General features: G+C 70.2%; 22 protein-coding genes and 1 pseudogene. 9 read left to right on the top strand and 14 right to left on the bottom strand.

The genetic code is table 11. The features are described from left to right. Positions 1–226 (bottom strand): annotated as a pseudogene (locus MKL01_RS27605) (ATP-binding cassette domain-containing protein); the annotation flags it as partial. A gap of 252 nt (positions 227–478) precedes the next feature. Here MKL01_RS27605 and MKL01_RS27600 point away from each other — a divergent pair. Next, complete coding sequence (locus MKL01_RS27600; RefSeq protein WP_243908366.1) at positions 479–1726, top strand: capsule biosynthesis protein; 1248 nt, start codon at positions 479–481, stop codon at positions 1724–1726. Positions 1727–1796: 70 nt separating this feature from the next. On the opposite strand, the gene MKL01_RS27595 is transcribed toward MKL01_RS27600, so the two are convergent. From MKL01_RS27595 to MKL01_RS27580, 4 genes are all read right to left on the bottom strand, one after another. Next, positions 1797–2939, bottom strand: a complete 1143-nt coding sequence (locus tag MKL01_RS27595) for a class I SAM-dependent methyltransferase (protein WP_409566361.1) — start codon at positions 2937–2939, stop codon at positions 1797–1799. 166 nt (positions 2940–3105) lie between these two features. Next, a complete protein-coding gene (locus MKL01_RS27590) occupies positions 3106–4041 on the bottom strand; it encodes an NAD-dependent epimerase/dehydratase family protein (RefSeq protein WP_243908364.1) in 936 nt (311 codons plus the stop codon). Next, complete coding sequence (locus MKL01_RS27585; RefSeq protein WP_409566358.1) at positions 4038–5063, bottom strand: MraY family glycosyltransferase; 1026 nt, start codon at positions 5061–5063, stop codon at positions 4038–4040. The genes MKL01_RS27590 and MKL01_RS27585 overlap by 4 nt, the downstream gene beginning before the upstream one ends. A 457-nt stretch (positions 5064–5520) precedes the next feature. Beyond that, positions 5521–7563, bottom strand: coding sequence for a protein meaA (locus MKL01_RS27580; protein ID WP_243908363.1), 2043 nt, complete (start codon positions 7561–7563; stop codon positions 5521–5523). Positions 7564–8031: 468 nt separating this feature from the next. On the opposite strand from MKL01_RS27580, the gene ccrA reads away from it, so the two are divergent. Together ccrA and MKL01_RS27570 are read left to right on the top strand one after the other, a co-directional pair. Then, the gene (ccrA, locus tag MKL01_RS27575) at positions 8032–9318 is read left to right on the top strand and encodes a crotonyl-CoA carboxylase/reductase (RefSeq protein ID WP_243908362.1); all 1287 of its coding nucleotides are present in this window, start codon (positions 8032–8034) and stop codon (positions 9316–9318) included. A gap of 224 nt (positions 9319–9542) precedes the next feature. Next, entirely contained in the window at positions 9543–9842 is a 300-nt protein-coding gene (locus tag MKL01_RS27570) for an alkylphosphonate utilization protein (RefSeq protein ID WP_243908361.1), read from the top strand. Positions 9843–9876: 34 nt separating this feature from the next. Here the strand turns inward: MKL01_RS27570 and MKL01_RS27565 are convergent, their stop codons facing one another. Further along, a complete protein-coding gene (locus MKL01_RS27565) occupies positions 9877–10053 on the bottom strand; it encodes a hypothetical protein (protein WP_243908360.1) in 177 nt (58 codons plus the stop codon). 201 nt (positions 10054–10254) lie between these two features. Between MKL01_RS27565 and MKL01_RS27560 the strand changes: the two genes are divergently transcribed. After that, the gene (locus MKL01_RS27560; RefSeq protein ID WP_243908359.1) at positions 10255–11757 is read left to right on the top strand and encodes a serine protease; all 1503 of its coding nucleotides are present in this window, start codon (positions 10255–10257) and stop codon (positions 11755–11757) included. Positions 11758–11774: 17 nt separating this feature from the next. Here the strand turns inward: MKL01_RS27560 and MKL01_RS27555 are convergent, their stop codons facing one another. The 8 genes from MKL01_RS27555 to MKL01_RS27520 form a co-directional block, all read right to left on the bottom strand. Then, positions 11775–11930, bottom strand: a complete 156-nt coding sequence (locus tag MKL01_RS27555) for a hypothetical protein (RefSeq protein WP_007563230.1) — start codon at positions 11928–11930, stop codon at positions 11775–11777. Positions 11931–12051: 121 nt separating this feature from the next. Next, positions 12052–13101, bottom strand: a complete 1050-nt coding sequence (locus MKL01_RS27550) for a cysteine synthase A (RefSeq protein WP_243908358.1) — start codon at positions 13099–13101, stop codon at positions 12052–12054. 29 nt (positions 13102–13130) lie between these two features. Continuing rightward, on the bottom strand, positions 13131–13397 hold the full coding sequence (locus MKL01_RS27545) for a hypothetical protein (protein WP_243908357.1): 267 nt from the start codon (positions 13395–13397) through the stop codon (positions 13131–13133). Positions 13398–13528: 131 nt separating this feature from the next. Continuing rightward, positions 13529–14512: an ATP-binding cassette domain-containing protein gene (locus MKL01_RS27540; RefSeq protein ID WP_243908378.1), complete on the bottom strand. Its 984-nt coding sequence runs from the start codon at positions 14510–14512 to the stop codon at positions 13529–13531. 58 nt (positions 14513–14570) lie between these two features. Further along, a complete protein-coding gene (cysW, locus tag MKL01_RS27535) occupies positions 14571–15452 on the bottom strand; it encodes a sulfate ABC transporter permease subunit CysW (protein WP_243908356.1) in 882 nt (293 codons plus the stop codon). Then, positions 15445–16311, bottom strand: a complete 867-nt coding sequence (gene cysT / locus MKL01_RS27530; RefSeq protein WP_243908355.1) for a sulfate ABC transporter permease subunit CysT — start codon at positions 16309–16311, stop codon at positions 15445–15447. Before cysT ends, cysW begins: the two co-directional genes overlap by 8 nt. Before the next feature lie 11 nt (positions 16312–16322). Further along, positions 16323–17360, bottom strand: coding sequence for a sulfate ABC transporter substrate-binding protein (locus MKL01_RS27525; protein WP_409566354.1), 1038 nt, complete (start codon positions 17358–17360; stop codon positions 16323–16325). A 429-nt stretch (positions 17361–17789) separates the two neighbouring features. Further along, positions 17790–17975, bottom strand: coding sequence for a hypothetical protein (locus tag MKL01_RS27520; protein ID WP_243908354.1), 186 nt, complete (start codon positions 17973–17975; stop codon positions 17790–17792). A 298-nt stretch (positions 17976–18273) separates the two neighbouring features. Here MKL01_RS27520 and MKL01_RS27515 point away from each other — a divergent pair, with 298 nt between their 5' ends. The 5 genes from MKL01_RS27515 (at position 18274) to fdhE (ending at position 24677) form a co-directional block, all read left to right on the top strand. After that, the gene (locus MKL01_RS27515) at positions 18274–18591 is read left to right on the top strand and encodes a hypothetical protein (RefSeq protein ID WP_243908353.1); all 318 of its coding nucleotides are present in this window, start codon (positions 18274–18276) and stop codon (positions 18589–18591) included. Positions 18592–18746: 155 nt separating this feature from the next. Further along, positions 18747–21827 (top strand): formate dehydrogenase-N subunit alpha, encoded by a 3081-nt coding sequence (fdnG, locus tag MKL01_RS27510; RefSeq protein ID WP_243908352.1) that lies wholly within the window; start codon positions 18747–18749, stop codon positions 21825–21827. 14 nt (positions 21828–21841) lie between these two features. Next, complete coding sequence (gene fdxH, locus MKL01_RS27505; protein ID WP_243908351.1) at positions 21842–22777, top strand: formate dehydrogenase subunit beta; 936 nt, start codon at positions 21842–21844, stop codon at positions 22775–22777. A 180-nt stretch (positions 22778–22957) separates the two neighbouring features. Continuing rightward, positions 22958–23680 carry a formate dehydrogenase subunit gamma gene (locus MKL01_RS27500; RefSeq protein ID WP_243908350.1) on the top strand — a complete coding sequence of 241 codons (723 nt, stop codon included), beginning with the start codon at positions 22958–22960 and terminating at the stop codon, positions 23678–23680. A gap of 4 nt (positions 23681–23684) precedes the next feature. Further along, positions 23685–24677 (top strand): formate dehydrogenase accessory protein FdhE, encoded by a 993-nt coding sequence (gene fdhE / locus MKL01_RS27495; RefSeq protein WP_243908349.1) that lies wholly within the window; start codon positions 23685–23687, stop codon positions 24675–24677. Positions 24678–24829 lie beyond the last annotated feature (152 nt).

Below are 24829 nucleotides of genomic sequence, written 5' to 3'. Positions count from 1 at the left end.
CGCCCGCGAAGCCCAGCGGCCATGACACGCGCCGGTCGCGCCGGATCTTCCCCTTCGAGGCGTCCTCGGTCCCGGCGATGAGGCGCATCGTCGTCGACGTTCCGGGGCCGTTGATGCCGAGGATGCCGGAGATGCGCGGCTTCAGGGTGAACGAGGCTTGGTCCAGGATGATGCGAGGATGCCCGTTGGTCCGGTAGATGTTGGTGACTTTCTCGAAACGGATCACGGGGACCGCTCTCCCGACAGACGGTAAGCCATCATCAGCCATCAATGGCCGTTCCGGAGGCGCTAGCGCGCGAAGGTGGCCAAACTTGGAGGGGCGTCGCTCCCGATCCGGCGCCGGCACCGCCGGAATCCCGCCGGACATGCTTTTGCCGTCTGTCGGTGTGAAGGGCTTGGTCAGGCGCCGGCCCCGCCGCGTCCGCGGGCCATCCGGGCTCGAGACACGTCCGACGCCGCTGAAGCCGGGAATCTGACGATGAACATGGAGATCCGGCCCGCCCGGGGTAAGCCGCTCAGGGCCACCGATCGGCAGAAGGCGATCGTCGAGGCCCTGCAGCAGTTCACGCGCCTGTCGAGCGTCATCGACCGCAAGAAGGGCGTCCGGTCCTACGAGAGCCACGTCAAGGACGATCCCTGGATCCCGATCCTGTTCGCCATCTGCTTCGTCCTGCCGGTCGCGATCGGCGGGGTGTACTACGGGTTGATCGCCTCGGACCGATACGTGACGGAGACGCAGTTCGCGATCCGGCCGGCGGTCGGCTCGGCCGAGAAGGCTGCACCGGACGAGGTGGGGACCAATGCCGGGGTCGTGAATTCGACCATCGCGCAGGACAGCATGATCACGCAGGAGTACATCTACAGCCGGACGCTGCTCGAGACGATCGAGGCGCAACTGCCCGTCCGCGAATGGTTCAGCCGCGACAGCATCGACCACTTCTCCCGCCTCAGTCCCGACAAGCCCATCGAGAAGCGCCTGCGCTACTGGAAGCGCCGGGTGGCGGTCGACATCGATTCCGTTTCCGGAATCATGTCGCTGTCGGTCGAAGCCTTCGACCCGGGCGAGTCGCTGGCCATCACGCAGGCCATCCTGAAGGCGGCGGACGAGATGGTGAACGGGCTGAGCGCCCGCGCGCGGGCGGACGCCGTGACCGAGAGCGCCCGCGAGCTGGCGCGCGCCGAGGAGCGGGTTCGCAACATCAACACGGCCTTGACCGATCTGCGCAACCGGGCGGGCGTGCTCGACGCGGTGAAATCGAACGAGGCCAACCTGAAGACCGTTTCGGAGCTGCGCACCACGCGGGTGAACCTCGCGATCCAGCTGGCGATCGGGCAGCGCGACCTGGGCCCGGCCTCCCGCCACATCATCGACATCAAGCAGCAGATCGCCGATCTGGATGCCAACATCGCGCGCATCCAGCGGGAAAGCGCCGGCGGTGAGGCGCCTGAGCAGAAGCGCCAGCTCTCCAGCGCGCTCACGCAGTTCGAGGCCCTCGAGACCGAGCGGAAGAGCGCGGAGAAATATTACGAGCTGGTGCGCAAGGCCAACGAGCACGCGCGCATCATCGCGGCGCGTCAGGTCGAATTCCTCAGCCCGATCGTCGTGCCGGTGAAGGCGGAATCGTCTACCGAGCCGCGGCGGACCCTGATGATCAGCCTGATCACCGCGGGCGCCGCCGTGCTGTTCGCCGCGGCGCTGTTCGCGCGCAAGCTCATGACCCGTTGAGGCGCGCGCCGCCCCGGTCATGCGTCGCGGGCGATCGGCCGCAGGACCCCACGGTCCGGCGGCTCCGGGCCTAATCCGCGGTCGATCCCAGGACCTTGCGGGCTCCATCCAGGAGGACGAGGTGCTGCACCGCGGCGGGCCCGCTCACCGGGACCGACCGGCTCGCCTCGGCGATCAGCCTCCGGAACTTGCGACGATCCAGCCCGCGCCAGCCGGTGCTGGCCAAGACGGCGGCCAGGACGACCTGCGTCGCCTCGGCGCGGAAGTCGGCCTCTCTGATCCGATCCAGAAATTTGGCCTCGGGACTGTCCTCCCCCAGAAGCCCTCCGGGCAATTGCCGTAACTGCTGCGACAGCTCCACGATCGTCAGATCCATGAGATGCTTTCGGGCGCCCTGAAGCGCGGCCGCGTCGATCGGTGCCAGGCCCTTGCGCAGCCACGCGTAGAACTCGGTCGCTTCCGCCTCGGCGATCTCCTCGACGCGCAGATCGAGGTAGCCCATCGTCCCGAGCTCCAGGAGCATCAGGCGGAAGCTCGACGGCACGAAGATCCAGTTGTGGGCGTCGACGTATTCCGGACGGGCGGCGAGGGCGAGTTGCTCGTGCGCCTTGTCGAACGGGATGGCGATGACGCCCTCCCGCGTGTCGTCGGCGTGCCAGCCGGGCGCGCCGCCCTTGTGGACCGTCCGCATGACGGACTCGAAATGCGTGCGCGTGTCGTGGCGGGCGCGCTTTTCCAGGAAGGCCGCCAGCGCGTCCCCGGTGGTGGAGGGATGGCGGTAGAAGTCGAAGCATTTCCGCTTGTCGGGCACCGCCAGGATGATGACCCCGTCCGGGCGGATCAGGGTCTCGGCGGCTTTGAGGAACGTAACCACGTCGGTGGTGTGCTCGATCACGTGACTGGCGATGAAGGCGTCGAACGTGCCGTGCTGCGCGGCCGGCACCGCATCCGCCAGGGAGCCGCCCTGCCAGATGAAATCCACCTCCTCGATCCGGCTCGTGTCGACCCCGTGATGGGCGCTGTACTTCGCTACGAGGTCTTCGCGGGACGCGTGATCGATGACGAACGTGTTCCAGCCGTCCCGCTTTGGTGCGAGCGGATTGAAGCTCGGTCCGACCTCCACGAGGCGGGCGTCTTTCGTCAGCGATCGCAGAAGGCGTTGTGCTCGGTCCATACGCACCCAATCCTGTTCCCGGTGTCGGCGGACGGACAGACCCCGCCCAGGTCGCGGGCCTGCGGGGTCTGTCCGTCCGCGCGATGGCGCCGTCCCACCGCGAACGACCTGATAATCCTCATCGCGGCCCAGGTGAACCGTGGCGCCCCAGGGCCGGCGCGGCGGGGAGCGCCGTTTGGACCCCGGGCCCCGGGCGTGCCTCAGGTCATCCGTCCTCGCGCGCCAGCCGCGCCAGCCCGTCCCGGGTCGGGCCGGCCGGGCGCCACCCGAGTGCCGCGAGTCCGTCGGCGCGGGCGACCAGCCCTTCGGCGACGCGGGCGAATAGGGCCTCCCGTCCGGTCATCCGGCAGGCCAGCTTGAGCAGCCCGACCGGCACCGGCACCAGACCCGGGCCCCGGCCCAGGCCCTGACGCAGGGCCGCGATCATCTCGGGGAGGCTCAGCGGATCCGGATCGGCCGCCACGAGGGCCCGGTTCAGGGGCTGCGGCGCCCGCAGCACCGCGTCCACGGCACCCGACAGGCTCTCCAACGCGATTAGCGAGCGCCGGGCCGCGAGGCCGCCCAGCGGCAGCGGGTAGGGCGAGCGGGCGAGCCGCAGCAGCGCCGCCATGTTGCCCTTCACCCCCGCCCCGTAGACGAGGACCGGGCGGAGCGCGACCCAGTCCAGCCCGGTCTCGGCGAGCGCCCGCTCGGCCTCCAGCTTGGAGCGGCCGTACGCGTCGGTGGGCGCCGCGGGATCGCCCTCCCCGACCACGCCAGGGGCGCTCGCGCCGACCTGGGCGCGGATCGAGGACAGGAACACGAAGCGGCGCACCTTCGCCCGGGCCGCGGCGTCCGCGAGCCGGCGCGTCGCCTCGGTGTTGAGCGTACGGTAGTCGTCCTCGGGCGCGCCGGAAGGGGCATGGCTCGGACCGGCGTGGGCGAGGCCGGCCGAATGGACCACCGCGTCGACGCCGCTGAGCGCCGCCGCCATGTTGATCGGCCGCGTCAGGTCCCCGACCACCGCGCTCGCCGCCCCCTCGGGCAGGGCCGTCGGCCGGCGCAGGAGCACCCGCACCCGGTAGCCGCGCGCGGTGAGGTCGGCCAGCAGATGGCGGCCGATGAAGCCGGTCGCCCCGGTGAGCGCGATCAGTCCGGTCACGGGCGAGCGTCACCTTCGGCTGGGGCCGGCGCCGGGGCGCGGGCGAAGCGGCGGAGCAGGGTGGCCACCAGGGCGAGCCCGGCGGCCAGGGCCGCGAGGGTGACCGGCCAGGACGGCCAAAGCAAGGTCGCGGCGGCAAGCGCGGCGAGCGCGAGGTTCACCCCGAACACCCGCGCCACGACGCCGGGAACCGAGAGGCCGTTGACGGTGGCGCGCTGGTAGTAGTGCCCCCGATGGGCCTCCCAGACCCGCTCCCCCCTGGCGGCCCGGGCGATCAGCGTCAGGCTGGCATCCGCCAGATAGGTGAGCGGCAGCAGCAGCGCCGCCGCGAGGCTGCCCGCCAGCGCCAGCTGCCAGAGCAGCCATGCGGTGACGAGGCCGATCGGCAGCGAGCCGACATCCCCGAGGAAGAGGCTCGCGACCGGTCGGTTGAACGGCGCGAAGCCGAGAACGGCCCCCAGGAGGCTGGCCGCCACCAGCGCCGGCAGCGGCGGCAGGTAGCCGGAGAGGCCGAGCAGCAGGAGCGCGCCGGAGACGGGGACCATCTCGGCGACGGTCATCCAGTCGAGGCCGTCCATGAAGTTCGTCAGGTTCACCAGCCACACGCCCGCCACGAGGGTGAGGCCGCGCTCGAGCCAGAGGGGTGCCCCGGGCAGCAGCCGCCCGTCCAGGTGCCAGACCAGCAGGCCGACCGTTCCCGCCTGCACGGCGAGCCGGAAGGCGGCCGGCAACGGCCGGACGTCATCCACCGCGCCGAGGAGCGCGAGCGCCAATGTGCAGCCGGAAAGCCAGATCCAGTCCGGCCGTCCGCCGATCTCTGGCGCCGCGATCAGCAGGCCGGAGATCGTGACCAGCGCGGTCACCACGGCGATGCCGCCCCCCTGCGGGGTCGGCACGGCATGGCTGGAGCGGGCGTTCGGCCGCGCCAGGGCATAGCGCTGCAGGAGCGGCCGCAGGCGCAGGATCAGCCCGGCCGACAGGGCGGCGGCGAGCGGGACGGCGAGGAGGAGGATCGTGATCACGGTGACCTGAAGCGGGTGGCATCTCGACCGCGCCGGCTCACCGTCCGGCGGACGCGCCGCGGTCGGTTTCCGTCGCGAGCGTTTCTCGTCCCGACCCCGTCCGCCCGACGCGGCGCGGCCGGGAAACCCGGTTCGCGATGCGGTCTCGGGACACAGCGGACCGTGCTGGATACCCTCTGGAGCAGCCGCGCGCCTCCCTGAGGCGGTCGATCGTGTCGGCCAGGGTCACGCGACGCGTCTCCGATCCGCCCGTCCCGCGGGGGAAACCGGACGGGCGAGACCGATCCTACAGAAGCGGTGTGCCCCCGGCGAGGCGTGCGCCGGCTCTCACGCCGCCCGCACCGTGGCGAGGAAGCGGCCGACCTCGACGCTCAGGTGTTCGGACTGGCGCGACATGCCGGGGGCGGCGCGGCTCCTGCGGCTCCGCGCCGTCCTCGGGACGGAATACGGCCTTCGATCAGTAGACCTGCGTCCCCTCGCGCGGCCGGTCCGGTGCGGCACCGCTGCGCTCCAGGGTCTTCTCCACCACCTTGGCCAGCCCGACCATGATCTGGTCGATGGCGTAGTCCTTGGGCGTGTAGACGGCGCGCACGCCCATGTTCTTCAGGACCAGCTCGTCCTCGGGCGAGATGATGCCGCCGACCACCACCGGAATGTGATCCAGGCCCGCCTCCCGCATCTGGGCCCGGACCTCGCGCACCAGCGGCACGTGGGAGCCGGACAGGATCGACAGGCCGACCACGTGGGCCCCGGTCTCCTTCGCCTTGGCGACGATCTCGGCGGGCGTCTGGCGGATGCCGTCGTAGGTGACGTCGAAGCCCACGTCCCGGGCGCGGAGCGCGATCTGCTCGGCGCCGTTCGAGTGGCCGTCGAGGCCCGGCTTGCCGACCACGAGCTTCGGCGTCTCGCCGAGCCGCTCACCGAGATCGGCGATCAGGAGCTTCGCCTCCTCGGCCGCCCCGGAGGAGACCGTCTCCGGGGTCACCCCGGTGGGGGCCCGGTACTCGCCGAAGACCGCGCGCAGGCGCTCTCCCCACTCGCCCGTGGTGACGCCGGCCTTCGCGGCCGCGATCGAGGGCGGCATGATGTTGGCGCCCGAGCGCGCCGCCTGCTCCAGGGCGTCGAGGGCTTGACCCACGGCGCGCTCGTCGCGCCGGCCGCGCCACGCACGGATCCGGCCCTGCGCCTCCATCTCCACCGTCTCGGAGACGGAGAAGATCGCCCCCTCCCCGGCGGTGAGCGGCGAGGGCTCGCCCTGCTGCCACTTGTTGACGCCGACCACGATCTGCTCGCCCGCCTCGATCGCCGAGATCCGCCGGGCGTTCGACTCCACCAGCGCGCGCTTGAGGGCGCCGGTCTCCACCGCGGCGACCGCGCCGCCGATCCCGCCGATCCGCTCCAGCTCGGCCCGGGTCTCGGCCTTCAGCGCCTCGACCTTGGCGTCGATCACGTGGCTGCCGTCGAAGATGTCGTCGTATTCGAGCAGGTCGGTCTCGAAGGCGAGGATCTGCTGCATCCGCATGGACCATTGCTGGTCCCAGGGCCGCGGCAGGCCGAGCGCCTCGTTCCAGGCCGGCAGCTGCACCGCCCGGGCGCGGGCGCGCTTGGACAGCGTCACCGCCAGCATCTCGATCAGGATGCGGTGGACGTTGTTCTCGGGCTGCTGCTCGGTCAGGCCGAGACTGTTCACCTGGACGCCGTAGCGGAAGATCCGCTTCTTCGGGTCGTCGATGCCGTAGCGCTCCCGGGCGATCTCGTCCCAGAGCTCAGAGAACGCCCGCATCTTGCAGATCTCGGTGACGAACCGGAGCCCCGCGTTCACGAAGAACGAGATCCGGCCGAACACGTCGGAGAAGCTTTTCTCGTCGAATTCGGGGTCGTCCCGCACCGTGTCGAGCACCGCGATGGCGATGGCGAGCGCGTAGGACAATTCCTGGACCGGCGTCGCCCCCGCCTCCTGCAGGTGGTAGGAGCAGACGTTCATCGGGTTCCACTTCGGCACGTTCTTCGTGGTGAAGAGGATGACGTCCTTGGTGAGCCGGAGCGAGGGTGCGGGCGGGAACACGTAGGTCCCGCGCGACAGGTATTCCTTGATGATGTCGTTCTGGGTGGTGCCCTGGAGGGCGTCGAGCGGCGCGCCCTGCTCCTCGGCCACCGCCAGGTAGAGCGCCAGCAGCCACGGGGCCGTGGCGTTGATGGTCATCGAGGTGTTCATCTGGGCGAGCGGGATGTCCTGGAACAGGGTCCGCATGTCGCCGAGATGCGCGATCGAGACGCCGACCTTGCCGACCTCGCCGCGCGCCAGTTCGTGGTCGGGGTCGTAGCCCGTCTGGGTCGGCAGGTCGAAGGCCACCGACAGGCCGGTCTGGCCCTTGGCGAGGTTGCCGCGATAGAGCGCGTTCGACTCCGCCGCAGTGGAATGCCCCGCATAGGTGCGGATGATCCAGGGCTTGTCGCGGCTCGACTTGTCGCTCTTGGTCTCCGCGACGCTCGCGCCCATCCCGGCCTCCATGTCATCTTTGTATCCGCGCTGAGCGCGGCCTTGCGGCCACCGTAGCGAAGGCTCGGGCACGCGTCATCCGCGACGGAAGTCCAAGGCGCGCCTGCGCGCACCCGAAGGCCTTTAAAAAACTTGCCGCCTCCGACAGCGGGATTTGACGATGCCGCGCATGCCCCCGCACCGGTCACGAACCGGGTTCCCTCACTGGTATAAAGTCTACCGAAACCCGGGTCGCGGCCTCGCGGAAGGTCTAGCCACCTGTGCCCGCGAGGCGGCCGCCGAATAATACTTTGTCTCCCCGAAAACGGATTTTGAATACGTGGGTGTCGGCCCTGCGCCGCCGCCTTTTTCCGGTCGGAAACCATCGGGTTTCGACTTTCGACCCACTTGGACGCCTCCGGCATCGCCGCTATAGCGCGAGGGAGAACCGCGGCCTTCGAGAACCACGCGGGACGAGAGGAGAACGAGATGGCTGCGAGCGTTGCGGTCGGTCCGGCGGATGGTGAGGTCAAGGACCTCTACGAGATGGGCGAGATCCCGCCGCTGGGTCACGTGCCGGCCAAGATGTATGCCTGGGCGATCCGGCGCGAGCGGCACGGGCCCCCGGAGCAGTCCCACCAGCTCGAAGTGCTGCCGGTCTGGGAGATCGGCGACGACGAGGTGCTGGTCTACGTCATGGCGGCGGGCGTGAACTACAACGGCGTCTGGGCCGGCCTCGGCGAGCCGATCTCGCCCTTCGACGTGCACAAGGGCGAGTACCACATCGCCGGCTCCGACGCGTCCGGCATCGTCTGGAAGGTCGGCGCCAAGGTGAAGCGCTGGAAGGTCGGCGACGAGGTCATCGTCCACTGCAACCAGGACGACGGCGACGACGAGGAGTGCAACGGCGGCGACCCGATGTTCTCGCCGACCCAGCGGATCTGGGGCTACGAGACCGGCGACGGCTCCTTCGCGCAGTTCTGCCGGGTGCAGTCGCGCCAGCTCATGCGCCGGCCCAAACACCTCACCTGGGAGGAGGCGGCCTGCTATACGCTGACGCTGGCCACCGCCTACCGGATGCTGTTCGGCCACGCGCCCCACACGGTCCGTCCCGGGCAGAACGTGCTGATCTGGGGGGCGTCGGGGGGGCTGGGCGTGTTCGGCGTGCAGCTCTGCGCGGCGTCCGGTGCCAACGCCATCGCGGTGATCTCGGACGAGTCGAAGCGCGACTACGTGATGAGCCTCGGCGCCAAGGGCGTGATCAACCGCAAGGACTTCGACTGCTGGGGGCAGCTCCCGAAGGTGAACTCGCCTGAGTTCCACGCCTGGACCAAGGAGGCGCGCAAGTTCGGCAAGGCGATCTGGGACATCACCGGGAAGCAGGATGTCGACATCGTCTTCGAGCATCCGGGCGAGGCGACCTTCCCGGTCTCGGCGCTGGTGGTGAAGCGCGGCGGCATGGTGGTGTTCTGCGCCGGCACGACCGGGTTCAACATCACCTTCGACGCCCGCTACGTCTGGATGCGGCAGAAGCGCATCCAGGGCTCGCACTTCGCCCACCTCAAGCAGGCCTCAGCGGCCAACCAGTTCGTGCTCGACCAGCGGATCGATCCGTGCATGAGCGAGGTCTTTCCCTGGGACAAGATTCCCCAGGCCCACACCAAGATGTGGAAGAACCAGCACCCGCCGGGCAACATGGCCTGCCTGGTCAATTCCCCCCGTGCCGGCCTGCGCACCGTCGAGGACGTGATCGAGGCCGGGCCGCTGAAGCGGTAAGCCCCCGGACCGGGGCGGAGGCGCCATTCCAGCGCCGCCGCCCCGGTCCGCTGCGCCGCCGGCCGTCCCGACCGGCAGTCTCGCGCGGGACCGATCCGATCGGCTAAGCTCGGATCCGTCCCGCGCCGACTCGGCGACCGGTTCGGCGGGCCGGGACGCGCGGATGACGGGCTGGAGGCGATCCTGAACGGTCCCTGCCCCGATCCGAACCGGGGGCCACCGATTTGACCGGCGACGACGAGGCTTACGTGTATGACGAGGCGATCGGGGAATGGATCGCGCCCGGCGCCGCGGGCGCGCGCCCCGAGGCGGTGGCGGTCCGCGACGCGTCCGGCAACGTCCTCGCCGACGGCGATTCGGTCACGCTGATCAAGGACCTGAAGGTCAAGGGCGCGAACCAGACCCTGAAGCAGGGCACGGTCATCCGCTCGATCCGGCTCACGGACGATCCGGAGGAGATCGACTGCCGCCACGACACCATCAAGGGCTTGGTTCTGCGCACCGAGTTCGTGCGCAAGCGCTGATCCGCCGCCGACCCGGCCCGGCCGGGGCGACCGCCTACCGGCGCCGCGGCTCGTCCTGCGGCAGGTGGCGGCCGTAGACCTCCTGCTTCTCGGCGCGCTCTCGGATCAGATCGGCATAGGCCTGACGCATCTCGGGGGAGACGCTGACGCTCTTGCCCTTCGCGGGCTTGCGCTTCGGCGCCTTCTTGAAGGTGTTGGTCGTGTCGCTCATGCCGGGCTCCGTGTCGAACCGTGGCGGCATCGCGGGCCGGAGGGCCGATCCGGAACTCCGGCGCCCCCGCCCAGGGCCGGACATTCGCCCTGTAGCGCATCGCCGCCGCGGACGCACGGCGGCATTCCGGCCTAGGGCGGTTTGATCTGGCCTGACGCGACGGCCTCTGCCAGGATCGGGCGCCGGGGTCGGGGGGCTGAGATGGATTCGGGTGCGTCGTCGCGAGGCCGGCTCCCGGGCGCGTCCCGCGCCCGGCGCGCGGCGGTCCTGGGGATCCCGCTCGCCGCCGCTGCCGTCCTGGTCCAAGTCGCCGTTCTGGAACCCCACGCCCAGGAATTCCGCGCCCAGGAATTCCGCGCCCAGGATCGGCCGGTTCCCCCCAGGGCGGCACCGGCGCCGGTCGATCCCGCCGTCGAGGCCGCGAGAGCGGCCTTCGAGGCTCTGCCCGAGGCCGAGCGCAAGGCGATCCAGGATGCCCTGGTCTGGACCGGCGACTTCAACGCCGTGGTGTCGGGCGCCTTCGGGCGCCGGACCTTCGAGGCGCTCAACGCCTATCGGGCCCGGTCGGGCGACGCCGATCCCCTCGATCCCCGCGGCCGGGCGGCGCTGCTGGCTGCCGGCGCCGGCGCCCGGGCGGCGGCACGCTTCCGTGTCGCGGCCGATCCCGGCACCGGCGCCGTGATGGGGATACCGGAGCGATGGCTGCCGAAGCGCACCGCCCTCCCCGCCGGCAGCCGCTGGCAGAGCCAGGACGGGCGCGTGACCCTGGAATCCCGCGCCTATCCGCCGGGGACCGAGACCCTGGACACGCTGTTCGAGAAGGCCACCGCGCCGATTCCCGGCCGCAAGGTCACCTACAAGCTGCGGCGGCCGGACACCGTGGTGGTCACCGCCGAGACCGGGCCGGGACTGTCCTACATCCGCTACGCGGCCGGACCGCAGGGTGTGCGCGGCTTCCTGTTCGGATACGACCGCACGCTGGCGCCGGAGGTCGACCGGCTCGTCATCGCGGTGGCGAACGCCTTCGCGCCGTTTCCGGACCCGTCCGCCGGGTCGTCGACGGCGCAGGGTCCGGCAGGATCCGGCGCCGCGTCGGCGGCCGGAGGCGCGAACTCGGGTGGTCCGCAAGCGCCCGTGCCGCCCAAGGTCGTGCCTCCGGCCGCCCCGGGCCTCGCCCCTGCGGGCGCCGGGCTCGCGGTGGCGCCCGGCCGTGTCCTGACCGCCGCCGTGCTGGAGGGCTGCGCCCAGCCCCGCGTCGGCACGGCGCCGGCACGGGTGCTCGCCACCGATCCCGCCGGGCTCGCGCTTCTGGACGCCCCCGGAGCCCCCGCCCCGCTCCGGCCCGCGGCACGGGCGGAGCCGGTCGGCGCCGACGAGGGTCTGATCGCCCTCGCCCCAGGCCCGGAGGGCATTCAGGCCGCCCCGGGCGAGGCGCGCGGCAGCGACGTGATCGCGGCGCTCCAGCCGGGCTCCGCCGGCGCGCCGGTGCTCGACCGGTCGGGCGCCCTCGCGGGGCTCGTCGCCCGCTATCCCGCGGCCCCGCGGCGGGTCGCCGGGGTGGTGCCGCCCGCGCGTCTGCCGCTGGTGCCCGCGCGGGCGGTGACCGCGTTCCTCTCAGCCCAGGGCTTGCCCGAGCCGGCGCCGCGCCGGGTCGCAGGACCCGGCACGGTCGCGCCCGCGGTGGTGGGGATCACCTGCCGCTAGCGCGTGCCCGCTCGGCCTCAGAGCCGGCCGGTGACCAGCAGCACGATCAGCACGATCAGGAGGATGCCGCCCAGGCCGAAGCCGGGGCCGCGATATGCGCCGCCGCCGAGGAAGCCGCCGCCGCCGAAGGCCAGGATGATCAGGATGATGAGAAGAATGGTGACGAGGGACATGGTCGAGCTCTCCGGACGGTCGCGCTGGTGCGAGCGTGACCGTTCAAACGCTGCGACAATCCGTTCCGTTCAACGTCAAGCTACGCTTTTGTGAGGAAAGTTCCGGATGAGGCCCCGGGCCTCAGGCGTGCCAGTCCGGCAACGGGTCCTGCCGGGCGTCGAGCCAGCCCGGAACCGGTAAGCCGCGCTCCGTGAGGAAGGCCGGGTTGAACAGCTTCGAGGCGTAGCGCGCCGCCCCGTCGCACAGGATCGTCACCACGGTATGGCCGGGCCCGAGATCCCGGGCCAGCCGGATCGCCCCGGCGACGTTGATCCCCGACGAGCCCCCGAGCGACAGCCCCTCCTCCCGCATCAGCCCGAAGACGATGTCCAGGGCCTCGCGATCGGGAATTCGGTACGCGTGATCGGGGGTGAAGCCGTCGAGGTTCCGGGTGATCCGGCCCTGACCGATCCCCTCGGTGATGGAGGAGCCCTCGGCCTTCAGGGTGCCGGTCGTGTAGTGCGCGTAGAGGGCCGAGCCCTCCGGATCCGAGAGCGCGATCCGCACCTGCGGGTTGCGGGCGCGCAGGGCCTCGGCGGTGCCGGCGAGCGTCCCGCCGGTCCCGGCCGCGCAGACGAAGCCGTCGACCCGGCCGCCGGTCTGGTCCCAGATCTCGGGCCCGGTGCCGTCCGCATGCGCCTGCCGGTTGGCGACGTTGTCGAACTGGTCGGCGAAGAACGCGCCGTTCGCCTCCGTGGCGGCGAGCTTTTCGGCCAGTCGCCGGGCGACGTGGACGTAGTTGTTCGGGTTGGCGAAGGGCACGGCCGGCACCTCGACCAGCCGGGCGCCCGCGAGCCGCAGGGTCTGCTTCTTCTCCTCGGACTGGGTGACCGGGATGACGATCAGCGTCCGGTAGCCCCGCACGGAGGCGACCAGGGCGAGGCCGATGCCGGTATTGCCGGCGGTGCCCTCCACGATGGTCCCGCCGGGCCGGATCAGGCCCCGGGCCTCCGCGTCCCGCACGATCGACAGCGCCGCGCGGTCCTTCACCGACAGGCCGGGATTGAGGAACTCGGCCTTGCCGTAGATGGCGCAGCCGGTCTCCTCGGAGGCCCGGCGCAGGTGGATCAGCGGCGTGTTGCCGATGGCGGCGAGGACATCCGGACGGGCGGCACGATTCGGTTCGGTCATGGGCTCGAGCCTAGGAGAAGCCGCCGGTTTCAGGAAGACGGTGCCGTGGCGGCGGCGGCGTCTCTCCAGTCTCCAAGATCGGAACACAGCCGCTCCGCCAGCCGGTCGACGGCCGCCTCCGCCCGCGCGAGGGACGCGCCCAACCGCGCATCGGCGAACTCGACCGCAACGGTGTCGCTGTCGGCAAGTCCGATTGAGGCGAGCGGCACCTTCAGGCCGGCCTCCACGCGGTTCATGGCGGCGAGGCGGCCGCCGGGATCGGTGCCGAAGTCGCCCCGCGCCGGGAGGATGACCATCCGACCCTGTGGCCGCCACGCCGACGAACACAGCCTGCGCCGACATACGCGCCGGGCGCGCCTGGCTCAGGGACAGCGTGCGGTGATGCGGGCCGATGCGGCGGCGTTCATCCTGGTCGTTACACGACGCCTCAGCCGAACACGTGCCCCCCCTGGATGCGCAGCCCCACCGGGTGCCCGGCGGCGTAGCGCTCGCCGTCGAAATCCTCCACGGCGAGCACCCGCCCCTCGGCGTCGGCCACCTCGATCCGCTGGCGGCCCTGGCTCCGGTAGGAGCTGCGCACGGTGCCGGACAGGTGCGCGGCCTCGGGCTCGGCGAGCTGCAACTGCCAGGGTCGCACGTAGAGCTTGACCGGGCCGATCACCCCGGCGGGGGCGACGACCGGCGTCTCCCGGCCCCGGACCAGGACCCGGCCGCCCTCGGCGATCGCCTCGACCTCGACGGAATCGCCCAGGAACTTCATCACCGTGGCCGAGGCCGGGTTCTCCTGCACCTCGTCGGGGGTGCCGACCTGCTCCAGGCGGCCGCGGTCGAGCACCGCCACCCGGTCGGACAGCTCCAGGGCCTCGTCCTGGTCGTGGGTCACGAAGATCGTGGTCTGGCCGGTGCGGTCGTGGATCTCGCGCAGCCAGCGGCGCAGGTCCTTGCGCACCTGGGCGTCCAGCGCGCCGAAGGGCTCGTCCAGCAGCAGGACCCGCGGCTCGACGGCGAGCGCCCGGGCCAGCGCCACCCGCTGACGCTGGCCGCCCGAGAGCTGCGACGGGTAGCGGTCGCCGAAGCCCGTGAGCCGGATCAGGTCGAGCAGGTCGCCGACCCGGCGCCGGATCTCCGCCTTCGCCGGCCGGTCGGCGCGGCGGCGCGCGTTCAGCCCGTAGGCGATGTTGTCGGCGACGCTCATGTGCTTGAACAGGGCGTAGTGCTGGAACACGAAGCCCACCGCCCGCTCCTGCACGGGCAGGCCCGTGGCGTCGTCGGCGCCGAACAGGATCCGGCCCCGGTCCGGCGCGTCGAGCCCGGCGATGATCCGGAGCAGCGTCGTCTTGCCCGAGCCCGAGGGGCCCAGCAGCCCGATCAGCTCGCCGGCGCGCACGTCGAGGGAGAAGTCGTGCAGCACCGCCGCCGTGTCGAAGGTCTTGGAGACGTCCTCGACCCGGATCGCCGTGGAGGGCCGGTCAGTGTGCCCGGCCGCCCGCGAGGTCGCCCGCGAAGCGCCATTCGAGGACGGATTTGAGGACGAGGGTGATGAGGGCAAGGGCGGCGAGGAGCGAAGCGACCGCGAATGCGGCGACGAAGTTGTACTCATTGTAGAGGATCTCCACGTGGAGTGGGATTGTGTTGGTCAGGCCGCGGATGTGGCCCGACACCACCGACACCGCCCCGAATTCGCCCATCGCCCGGGCATTGCAGAGCAGCACGCTGTAGAGCAGGCCCCAGCGGATGTTGGGCAGCGTCACCGTGCGGAACGCGTGCAGGCCCGAGGCGCCCAGCGTCAGCGCCGCCTCCTCCTCGGCCGAGCCCTGCTCCTGCATCAGCGGGATCAGCTCGCGGGCGACGAACGGGAAGGTCACGAACACCGTGGCCAGCACGATCCCCGGCAGCGCGAACAGCACCTGGATGCCGTGGTCGACGAGCCAGGTGCCGAACAGGCCCTGCGAGCCGAACAGCAGCACGTAGATCAGCCCCGAGACCACCGGGGAGACCGAGAACGGCAGGTCGATCAGGGTGATCAGCAGGGCCTTGCCGGGGAACTCGAACTTGGCGATCGCCCAGGAGGCGGCGAGCCCGAACACCACGTTGAACGGCACGGCGATCGCCGCCACCGTCAAGGTCAGGCGGATCGCGCTCCAGGCGTCGGGCTCCCGGAACGCCGCCAGGAAGGCATCGAGCCCGTGCGAGAAGGCCTGGGTGAACACCGCGATCAGCGGCAGCACCAGGAACAGCGCCAGGAACAGGATCGCGATCCCGATCAGGACCCCGCGGGTGGCGCCGCCCTCGGAGGCGGCCGGTGCCGGCTTGGCGGCCGGCACGAAGATGGGGGAGAAGATCTCAGACATAGCCGAACCGCCGCCGTGACCAGGCCTGGATGAGGTTGATGGCGAGCAGGGTCAGGAACGAGATGCCCAGCATGATCGTGGCGATCGCGGCGGCGCCGCCGTAGTCGAATTCGGCGAGCTTGATCACGATCAGCAGCGGCGCGATCTCCGACACGTAGGGCAGGTTGCCGGCGATGAAGATGATCGAGCCGTACTCGCCGACCCCCCGGGCGAAGGCCAGGGCGAAGCCGGTCAGCACCGCCGGGATCAGCGGCGGCAGAACCACCCGGGTCAGGGTCGCGAGGCGGGAGGCCCCGAGGGTCGCGGAGGCCTCCTCGATCTCCCTGTCGATCTCGGCGATCAGCGGCTGCACGGTGCGCACCGCGAAGGGCAGGCCGATGAACACCATGGCGATGAAGATGCCGACCGGCGTGTAGGCCGCCTGGATGCCGAGCCGGGCGAGGGGCGCGCCGATGAGACCGTCCGGCGCGTAGAGCGAGGCCAGCGCGATCCCCGCCACCGCGGTGGGCAGGGCGAAGGGCAGGTCGACCGCCGCGTCGACGATCTTGCGGCCCGGGAAGCGGTAGCGGGTCAGCACCCAGGCCACCAGGAAGCCGAACGTGGAGGCCACGAGCGCCGCCAGCGCCGAGACGCCGAAGCTGAGCCGGAGCGCGCTCGCCACCCGCGGATCGGTGGCGACCTGCCAGATCCCGGAGAGTCCGAGACCGGAGGCCTTGACCACCAATCCGGCGAGCGGGAGCAGGACGACCAGCCCCAGGCAGGCCAGCGTGTAGCCGAAGCTGATCCCGAAGCCCGGGATCACGCTCGGGCGTCGGAAGGTCCGCGGCGGGAACGCCTTGCGGCGCGGTGTCTCGACCATGGTCCTACGCCTCAGCGACCGGCGCGGCTCAACCGGTCGAACAGGCCGCCGGCGTCGAAGTTCCGCTTCTGGATCTCGTCCCAGGAGCCCTGCAGGTCCTCGATCTTGAACAGCGTGATCTCGGGGAGCTGGGCGAGGTCGGCCGGCGCGGCGGCCTCACGCTTGATCGGCCGGTAGTGGTGCTTGGCGAAGATCGCCTGGGCGCGGTCCGTGTAGAGGAAGTCGAGATAGGCCTGGGCGGCCTTCGTCGTCCCCTTGCGCTCGGCATTGACCGCCACGAGGGCGACCGGCGGCTCGGCGTAGATCGAGCTCGGCGGGGAGACGATGTCGAACCTGTCGGCGCCGAATTCCTGGAGCACCAGATAGGCTTCGTTCTCCCAGGTCGGCAGCACGTCGCCGAGGCCGCGCTGCGCGAAGGTCACCGTCGAGCCGCGCGCGCCCGTGTCGAGCACCGGCACGTTCTTGTAGACCTGACCGACAAAGGCGTCGGCCTTGTCGGCATTCTTGTCCTGGTTGTAGGCGTAGCCCCAGGCGGCGAGGAAGTTCCAGCGCCCACCCGCCGAGGTCTTGGGGTTCGGGGTGATCACCTTCACGTCGGGCTTCACGAGGTCGGCCCAGTCCTTCACGCCCTTCGGGTTGCCCTTGCGGACCAGGAACACCACCGTCGAGGTGTAGGGTGTGGCGGTGTTCGGCAGCTTGGTGCGCCAATCCTCCGGGAGCTTGTGGGTCAGCCTGGCGATGGCGTCGATGTCCGACGGGATGCCGAGGGTGACCACGTCGGCGTCGACGCCGTCGATCACCGTCCGGGCCTGGGCGCCCGAGCCGCCATGGGAGGCGCGCACCGTGATCGCCTCGCCGGTCCTGGCCTTCCAATCCTCCGCGAAGGCGGCGTTGATCTCGCGGTACAGCTCGCGGGTCGGATCGTACGAGACGTTGAGGAGCGCGGTCTCGGCCGCGGCCGGCAGCGCGCAGGTCCACAGGCCGGCTCCGGCCAGCAGGGACAGCCCGATCGCCCGGGCCATCCGGCCCCGACCCGCAGCGTTGTTCATCCGTCCGATCCCCGGCGATACGCGAGTGCGCGGCCTTGGCCGCAGCTCCGAAACACCGGAGATCGTTCTTTTTATCGAACGAAGTCAAGCGCGGAGCGGCGTGCCGCCAGCCGCGACGACCGCGGCAGGATCGGCAGGATCGACCGGAAAGCAAGCGTATTCAGGGAGGTAGCCCGCGAGAAGGCATGGATCTTCTCCCGAGCCGGATTGGCGGGGAAGAAATCTAGCGCCGCAACGGGTTTCGCAGAAAGAACGATCTGATGTGCGTCGACGCACGCCGCATCACCGGCGACCGACCGTCATGCGGCGGCCGCGCCCCCGTTTCGCCCTTGGTCGTCGGGACAGGCCGAACCGTTCACCGGGCGCTCGATGCGGTCGCGCCGGGGATCCAGCCGGGCTTCGCAGGGGCAGGCCGGTACGCCGCCGCGATCAGCGGTTCTGCTTGATGAGCTGGGCGATCAGGACTTCGAGACGCTGGCTCGGAGGCGCCGCGAGCGTGTCCGCGTAGAGGGTGCGCAGGTTCTGGCCGAGGTGGCGGCGAACCCCGGCTGCGAGGGGCGCGGGGCCCGCGGCCGGACCCGTCTTGGCAGGGGGCTCCGGATTCGGCTTGGACATGATCCGGAATCTCCGCGTCTGCTGCCCATGACGATGGACGGACTTGGTTAAGGACGCGTCACTGGGCCCGGCGCCGTATCGGAGCCCCTCGGGTCGCCGTGTCGAGCCGCGCTCGGTGCCCGATCCGACGCGCCTCACCCGCCGAACCGGTCGCCCCCCCCCCGCCGACCGGGCTCGCCACGCCGGGGGGCGGCGTCGCAGCGCGGAACTGGCCGCTCGAAGGGCACGTTGCCTCAGGATCCACCGTGCTGCCCGGAGTTGCGCCTTGTCCCGCTCGTCTTCCGCGATGTCCCTGTCGGTGCTGGTGCTGCTCGCAGCGACGGCGGTCGGATCGCCCGCCCGCGCTCAGACCAAACCCGGCGAGATCAAGGGCATCGACGCGATGGGCGACAAGTCGCGCAGCGCTCAGGATGGCTGGAGCCAGGCGCCGGTTCCCCGGGAGCAATCGGCCGCCAAGGACGCACCGGACCCGGGCGGTCATTCGATCCAGGAGAACGCCGACCGTCCGGTTCCCTCGGCCAATTCCGGAGGCTCCTCCGCGACGGAGCCGCAGGCGCCTCTGGAGCATCGCACGCCAGGTCCTTCGGGCGCGAATCCTGCCGCTCCCAGCAAGTAAGAAAATTTAGTTTCGCCTAGAATGATATCGGTGCGGTAAACGTGCTGTACCCATGCTTCAGCAACACGTGCTGTGTCACGCCACCGCACTTGCCTGAGGCACGCTTTTTTGGGACACCCTGGAATTATACCAGATCGCTTTTTTGTGAGGCGGAGATGACGGTCCAGGTCTCAAGGCGCGGCCTGCTCAGGGGGGCCGGCGCCGGCCTCGCGGGCGGGACGCTCGGCGCGCTCGGTTTCGGCGGCCTCGAGCCCGCCATGGCCGCCGCGGTGCGGCCGTTCAAGCTCGCGCAGATGCGCGAGACCCGCAACACGTGCCCGTACTGCTCGGTCGCCTGCGGCGTCATCCTGTACAGCCTGGGCGACCGGTCGAAGAACGCGCGCTCCTCGGTGATGCACATCGAGGGCGATCCCGATCACCCGGTCAACCGCGGCACGCTCTGCCCGAAGGGCTCGGCGCTCCTCGATTTCGTGCACTCCGAGACCCGCACCAAGTACCCGCTCCATCGCGCCCCGGGCTCCTCGGAGTTCAAGCGCGTCTCCTGGGACTTCGCCCTCGACCGGATCGCCGCCCTCCTCAAGGAGGATCGGGACAAGAACTTCGTGGCCAAGAACGGCGACCTCACGGTCAACCGCTGGATCACGACGGGCTTCCTCGGGGCCTCGGCCACCACCAACGAGACGGCCTGGCTGACCTACAAGACAGTCCGAAGCATGGGGGCCCTGGTCTTCGATAATCAGGCCAGGGTTTGACACGGTCCGTCGGTCGCCAGTTTGGCGCCCTCCTTCGGACGCGGTGCGATGACCAACCTCTGGATGGACATCAAGCACGCGGACGTGATCACCGTGATGGGCGGCAATGCCGCCGAAGCGCACCCGTGCGGATTCAAGTGGGTCGTCGAGGCGAAGGCCCATAACAACGCCAAGCTGATCGTCGTCGACCCGCGCTTCACCCGCACGGCGTCGGTGGCCGACCTGTACTGCCCGATCCGGCAGGGGACCGACATCGCGTTCCTGTCAGGGGTGGCCAAGTACCTGCTCGACAACGACAAGCTGCAGCACCGCTACGTCTCCGCCTACACCAACGCCGGGTACGTGGTCCGCGAGGGCTACGACTTCAGCGAAGGGCTGTTCACGGGCTACGACGCGGACAAGCGCGACTACGACAAGTCGACCTGGGACTACGAGATCGGCCCCGACGGCTATGCCGTGGTCGACGAGACGATGCAGCACCCGCGCTGCGTCATGCAGCTCCTGAAGAAGCACGTCGCGATCTACACGCCCGAGATGGTGGAGAAGATCTGCGGCTCGCCCAAGGAGACCTTCCTGAAGGTCTGCGAGCTGATGGCGACGACCGCGGCCCCCGAGCGGACCATGGCCTCGCTCTACGCGCTGGGCTGGACGCACCACTCCAAGGGCTCGCAGAACATCCGCTCGATGTGCATCGTGCAGACCCTGCTCGGGAACATCGGGATGCTCGGCGGCGGCATGCAGGCGCTGCGCGGCCACTCCAACATCCAGGGGCTCACCGACATCGGGCTGATGTCGAACCTCATCCCCGGCTATCTCAACATCCCGGTGGAGAAGGAGCCCGACTACGCGAGCTACGCCGCCAAGCGGCAGTTCAAGCCGCTGCGCCCGGGACAGACGAGCTACTGGCAGAACTACAACAAGTTCTTCGTCTCGTTCCAGAAGGCGATGTGGGGCGATCACGCCACCAAGGAGACCGACTGGGCCTACGACTACCTGCCCAAGCTCGACGTGCCGACCTACGACGTGCTGCGCGGGTTCGAGCTCGCCAAGCAGGGCAAGATGACCGGCTACGTCATCCAGGGCTTCAACCCCCTGTTGACGTTCCCGAACCGCGCCAAGATGACGGACGCCTTCTCCAAGATGAAGTTCATCGTGGTGATGGATCCGCTCAAGACCGAGACCGCCCGGTTCTGGGAGAACCACGGCGAGTACAACGACGTCGATCCCACCAAGATCCAGACCGAGGTGTTCGAGCTGCCGACCACCCTGTTCGTGGAGGAGGAAGGCTCGCTGTCGAACTCCAGCCGCTGGCTGCAGTGGCACTGGCAGGCGCAGGACGCGCCGGGTGAGTGCCGCTCGGACATCGAGATCATGGCGGAGATCTTCCTCCGCGTGAAGGCGGCCTACAAGAAGGACGGCGGGGCCTTCCCGGACCCGATCGTCAACCTGAAGTGGGACTACGCGATGGCGGAGTCGCCGACGCCGACGGAGCTCGCCCGCGAGCTCAACGGCTACACGGTGGCGCCGACGCCGGACCTCAACGGCACCATCATCCCGGCGGGCAAGCAGGTCGACGGCTTCGCCCAGCTCAAGGACGACGGGACCACGGCCTGCGGCTGCTGGATCTACTCGGGCTGCTACACCGAGAAGGGCAACACCATGGCCCGCCGGGACAACACCGATCCCGGCGACCGCGGCATCGCCCCGAACTGGGCCTTCGCGTGGCCGGCCAACCGGCGCGTGCTCTACAACCGCGCCTCGTGCGACCCCGAGGGCCGTCCGTGGTCGGAGAAGAAGAAGCTCATCGAGTGGAACGGCAAGCAGTGGATCGGCTTCGACGTCCCGGATTACGGCGTCACCGTCGCCCCCGATAAGGGCGTCGGGCCGTTCATCCTGAACCAGGAGGGCGTCGCCCGCCTGTGGACCCGGGGCCTCATGCGCGACGGGCCGTTCCCGACGCACTACGAGCCGTTCGAGTCCCCGGTGGCCAACCTCGCCTTCCCGAAGATCAAGGGCGCGCCCGCGTCCCGGATCTTCAAGGACGACCTGGCCGATCTGGGCGACGTGAAGGACTTCCCCTACGCGGCGACGAGCTACCGCCTGACCGAGCACTTCCACGGCTGGACCAAGCACGCCCGGATCAACGCGATCCTCCAGCCTGAGGCCTTCGTGGAGATCTCGGAGGAGCTCGCCAAGGAGAAGGGCATCACCAAGGGCGGCTGGGTCCGCGTCTGGTCGAAGCGCGGCTCCCTGAAGGCCAAGGCGGTGGTCACCAAGCGCATCAAGCCGCTGATCTGCGACGGCAAGCCCGTCCACGTCGTCGGGATCCCGCAGCACTGGGGCTTCATGGGCCTGACCAAGAAAGGATGGCACCCGAACTCGCTCACGCCGGTCGTGGGCGATGCCAACACCGAGACGCCGGAGTTCAAGGCCTGGCTCGTGAATATCGAGCCGACCACGCCTCCGTCGGACGCGGTCGCGTAGGGGGGAGCTGAATCATGGCCGACTACAGCTCCCTCGACATCCGCCAGCGCTCCGCCTCCACGGAGACGCCGCCGGAGATCCGCCGCCAGGTGGAGGTCGCCAAGCTCATCGACGTGTCGAAGTGCATCGGCTGCAAGGCCTGCCAATCGGCCTGCGAGGAGTGGAACGACCTGCGCGACGACATCGGCATCAATCGCGGTGTCTACGACAACCCCCACGACCTCACGCCGAAGTCGTGGACCCTGATGCGGTTCACCGAGTACGAGAACCCGGAGACCAACAACCTCGAATGGCTGATCCGCAAGGACGGCTGCATGCACTGCACCGAGCCGGGCTGCCTCAAGGCCTGCCCGTCCCCCGGCGCGATCGTGCAGTACTCCAACGGCATCGTCGACTTCATCGAGGAGAACTGCATCGGCTGCGGCTACTGCGTGAAGGGCTGCCCGTTCAACATCCCGCGCATCAGCCAGACCGACCACAAGGCGTACAAGTGCACCCTGTGCTCGGACCGGGTGGCGGTGGGACAGGCGCCTGCCTGCGCCAAGGCGTGCCCGACCGGCTCGATCATGTTCGGCACCAAGCAGGCCATGGTCGATCAGGCCCACGACCGGGTCGCGGAGCTGAAGACCCGCGGCTTCGACAAGGCCGGCCTCTACGATCCGGCCGGCGTCGGCGGCACGCACGTGATGTACGTGCTGCACCACGCCGACCAGCCGAGCCTCTACGCCGGCCTGCCGAACGACCCGAAGATCTCGCCGCTCGTCGCCTTCTGGAAGGGCGGCGCCAAGGTGTTCGGCCTGGCCGCGATGGGCTTCGCCGCGGTGGCAGGCTTCTTCCACTACGTCACGGCCGGCCCGAACGAGGTCGTGCCCGAGGAGGAGGAAGAGGCGGTCGAGTACGACGAGGCCAAGCGCCGCGAGAATCGCGGCGGCGAGGCGCGGCCGCACTGAGTCGGATTCCGGACTGGCATGCCGGCCTGGGCGATGCGACGCTTTCCCTCCCCCCTCTGCGGGGGAGGGAGAGAAGCGGATACCCAGACGACCGGATGGAGACGGCGCAGCCTCCTCCTATCTTGAGTTTCAGAGCCGCCGCCGCGTCGCGGAGCCGGCCCGTCAGGCGAGTAAAGGCCGATGACGATCCAGAGCGATATCCGGGACGGCGAGTCCCGCCCTCTCCACCACGCCAAGTCCGAGGCGCCGGAGGTGATGTACGTCCCGCGCTACACGGGCGTGCAGCGCGTGAACCACTGGATCACCGCGATCCTGTTCACCCTCCTGACCCTCTCGGGTCTGGCGATGTTCACCCCCTACCTGTTCTCGTTGACCGGCCTGTTCGGGGGCGGTCAGGCGACCCGGGCGGTCCATCCCTGGTTCGGCGTGGCGCTGGCCGTCAGCTTCTTCTTCCTGTTCGTCCGGTTCTGGAGGCTCAACATCCCCAACAAGGACGATGTCGCGTGGTCGATGAAGATCGGCGACGTGGTCACCAACCGCGAGGACCGGTTGCCGGAACTCGGCAAGTACAATGCCGGCCAGAAGGGCGTGTTCTGGGGCCAGACCGCGCTGATCGGCGTGATGTTCGTCACCGGCCTCGTGATCTGGAACACCTATTTCGGTGGCCTCACCTCGATCGAGACCCAGCGCTGGGCCCTGCTCGCCCACTCGCTCGCCGCCGTGATCGCCATCGCGATCATCGTGGTCCACATCTACGCGGGGATCTGGGTGCGCGGCACCGGCCGGGCGATGGTCCGCGGCACCGTCACGGGGGGCTGGGCCTACCGGCACCACCGCAAGTGGTTCCGCCAGATCGCCGGCGGCAAGGCGCGCCGCGGCTCGGTCGACAAGCGCGGGTCCTGACCGCGTGGCCCGTTTCTTCAAGCGTACCCCTGCGCCTCCGGCCGCCGAGACGGCACCGGCGGCAGACCCGATCAAGCCCCGCCGCCGCGATTTCAGCCAGCTGAAGCCCGATCCCGACAAGATCGGGATCTCGGGCTCGGTGCCGTTCGTGCGCCTGCCCGATCCGGCGACGCTGTTCGCCGATCGGTCCGAGCGCCTGTCTGATGCCGCGCCCGGGCATCCGCTGGAGGCCTATCTGCGCTTCGTGGCCGAGGTCGCCCGGGCCCAGGCCGCGATCCAGGCCAAGGGGCCGCCGGTGGCTCTGCCGGATGCGGCCGATCTGGTCCTGCGCGGCGAGCACGGCATGCCGCCCCTGTCGCGGCACAGTCTGGAGGCGGATCCGGGCTTCGACGAGAGCCTCCTGGCGCTGCTTGCCGAACTCGATCTCACGACGGCCCCCGAGGCCTCGGGGGCGGCGCGCGAGGCCCTCCGCGCGGGATCCCGGGAGGATCGCCTCGACCTCGCCCTGCAGATCTTCGAGGGTGCCCTGCCGGTCGACCGGATCGCCGAATGCGTGTTCGTCGCCGCGGCCCTGCAGGTCCGCCTCGCCGAGCAGGCCGCGCGCCTCGACACGAAGGCGCTGAAGCCCGTGGCCGACGGCGTCTGCCCGTGCTGCGGGGGTGCACCGGTGGCGAGCGTCGTCGTCTCCTGGACCCCGGCCGATAAGGCCCGCTATCTCAGCTGCTCGCTCTGCGGCACCTACTGGAACCACGTGCGGATCCGCTGCACCGCCTGCGGCTCGGGCGAGGGCATCAGCTATTACGGCCTCGACGAGATCTCGAAGGACGTCCAGGTCGAGACCTGCACGACCTGCCACAGCTACATCAAGCACCTGCACCAGTATCAGGCGCCGATGCTCGACCCGGTGGCGGACGACATCGCGTCCTACGGACTCGACCTGAAGATCGCCGAGGAAGGCTTCCGGCGGGCCGGGCTGAACCTGCTGTTCGTGATCTAGACGTTTCGCGTCCGAGGCCGCGCGTCAGCCCGGCGCGCCGACCCCCGTCCGACACGCTGCGGGGGTGGTCGGAAGGGTCCCGGATCCCGGCCCGTCGGGGATATGGACCCGATCCCGAGCCGCGCGGGATCGGGATCGGCCGCCAGCGGCTT

Origin of the sequence: Methylobacterium sp. J-070 (assembly GCF_022829385.1) — a bacterium.
Taxonomy (GTDB): domain Bacteria; phylum Pseudomonadota; class Alphaproteobacteria; order Rhizobiales; family Beijerinckiaceae; genus Methylobacterium.
Note: the sequence above shows the minus strand (reverse complement) of the source record. Positions and strands in the feature narration are given on the sequence as shown.

Coding starts and splice junctions, on each gene's coding strand:
- MKL01_RS27560 (WP_243908359.1), top strand. CDS start 10,255: ATGGATTCGGGTGCGTCGTCGCGAGGCCGGCTCCCGGGCGCGTCCCGC.
- cysW (WP_243908356.1), bottom strand. CDS start 15,452: ATGTCTGAGATCTTCTCCCCCATCTTCGTGCCGGCCGCCAAGCCGGCA.
- MKL01_RS27545 (WP_243908357.1), bottom strand. CDS start 13,397: ATGGTCATCCTCCCGGCGCGGGGCGACTTCGGCACCGATCCCGGCGGC.
- MKL01_RS27580 (WP_243908363.1), bottom strand. CDS start 7,563: ATGGGCGCGAGCGTCGCGGAGACCAAGAGCGACAAGTCGAGCCGCGAC.
- MKL01_RS27525 (WP_409566354.1), bottom strand. CDS start 17,360: ATGAACAACGCTGCGGGTCGGGGCCGGATGGCCCGGGCGATCGGGCTG.
- ccrA (WP_243908362.1), top strand. CDS start 8,032: ATGGCTGCGAGCGTTGCGGTCGGTCCGGCGGATGGTGAGGTCAAGGAC.
- MKL01_RS27565 (WP_243908360.1), bottom strand. CDS start 10,053: ATGAGCGACACGACCAACACCTTCAAGAAGGCGCCGAAGCGCAAGCCC.
- MKL01_RS27600 (WP_243908366.1), top strand. CDS start 479: ATGAACATGGAGATCCGGCCCGCCCGGGGTAAGCCGCTCAGGGCCACC.
- MKL01_RS27555 (WP_007563230.1), bottom strand. CDS start 11,930: ATGTCCCTCGTCACCATTCTTCTCATCATCCTGATCATCCTGGCCTTC.
- MKL01_RS27520 (WP_243908354.1), bottom strand. CDS start 17,975: ATGTCCAAGCCGAATCCGGAGCCCCCTGCCAAGACGGGTCCGGCCGCG.
- fdxH (WP_243908351.1), top strand. CDS start 21,842: ATGGCCGACTACAGCTCCCTCGACATCCGCCAGCGCTCCGCCTCCACG.
- cysT (WP_243908355.1), bottom strand. CDS start 16,311: ATGGTCGAGACACCGCGCCGCAAGGCGTTCCCGCCGCGGACCTTCCGA.
- MKL01_RS27500 (WP_243908350.1), top strand. CDS start 22,958: ATGACGATCCAGAGCGATATCCGGGACGGCGAGTCCCGCCCTCTCCAC.
- MKL01_RS27550 (WP_243908358.1), bottom strand. CDS start 13,101: ATGACCGAACCGAATCGTGCCGCCCGTCCGGATGTCCTCGCCGCCATC.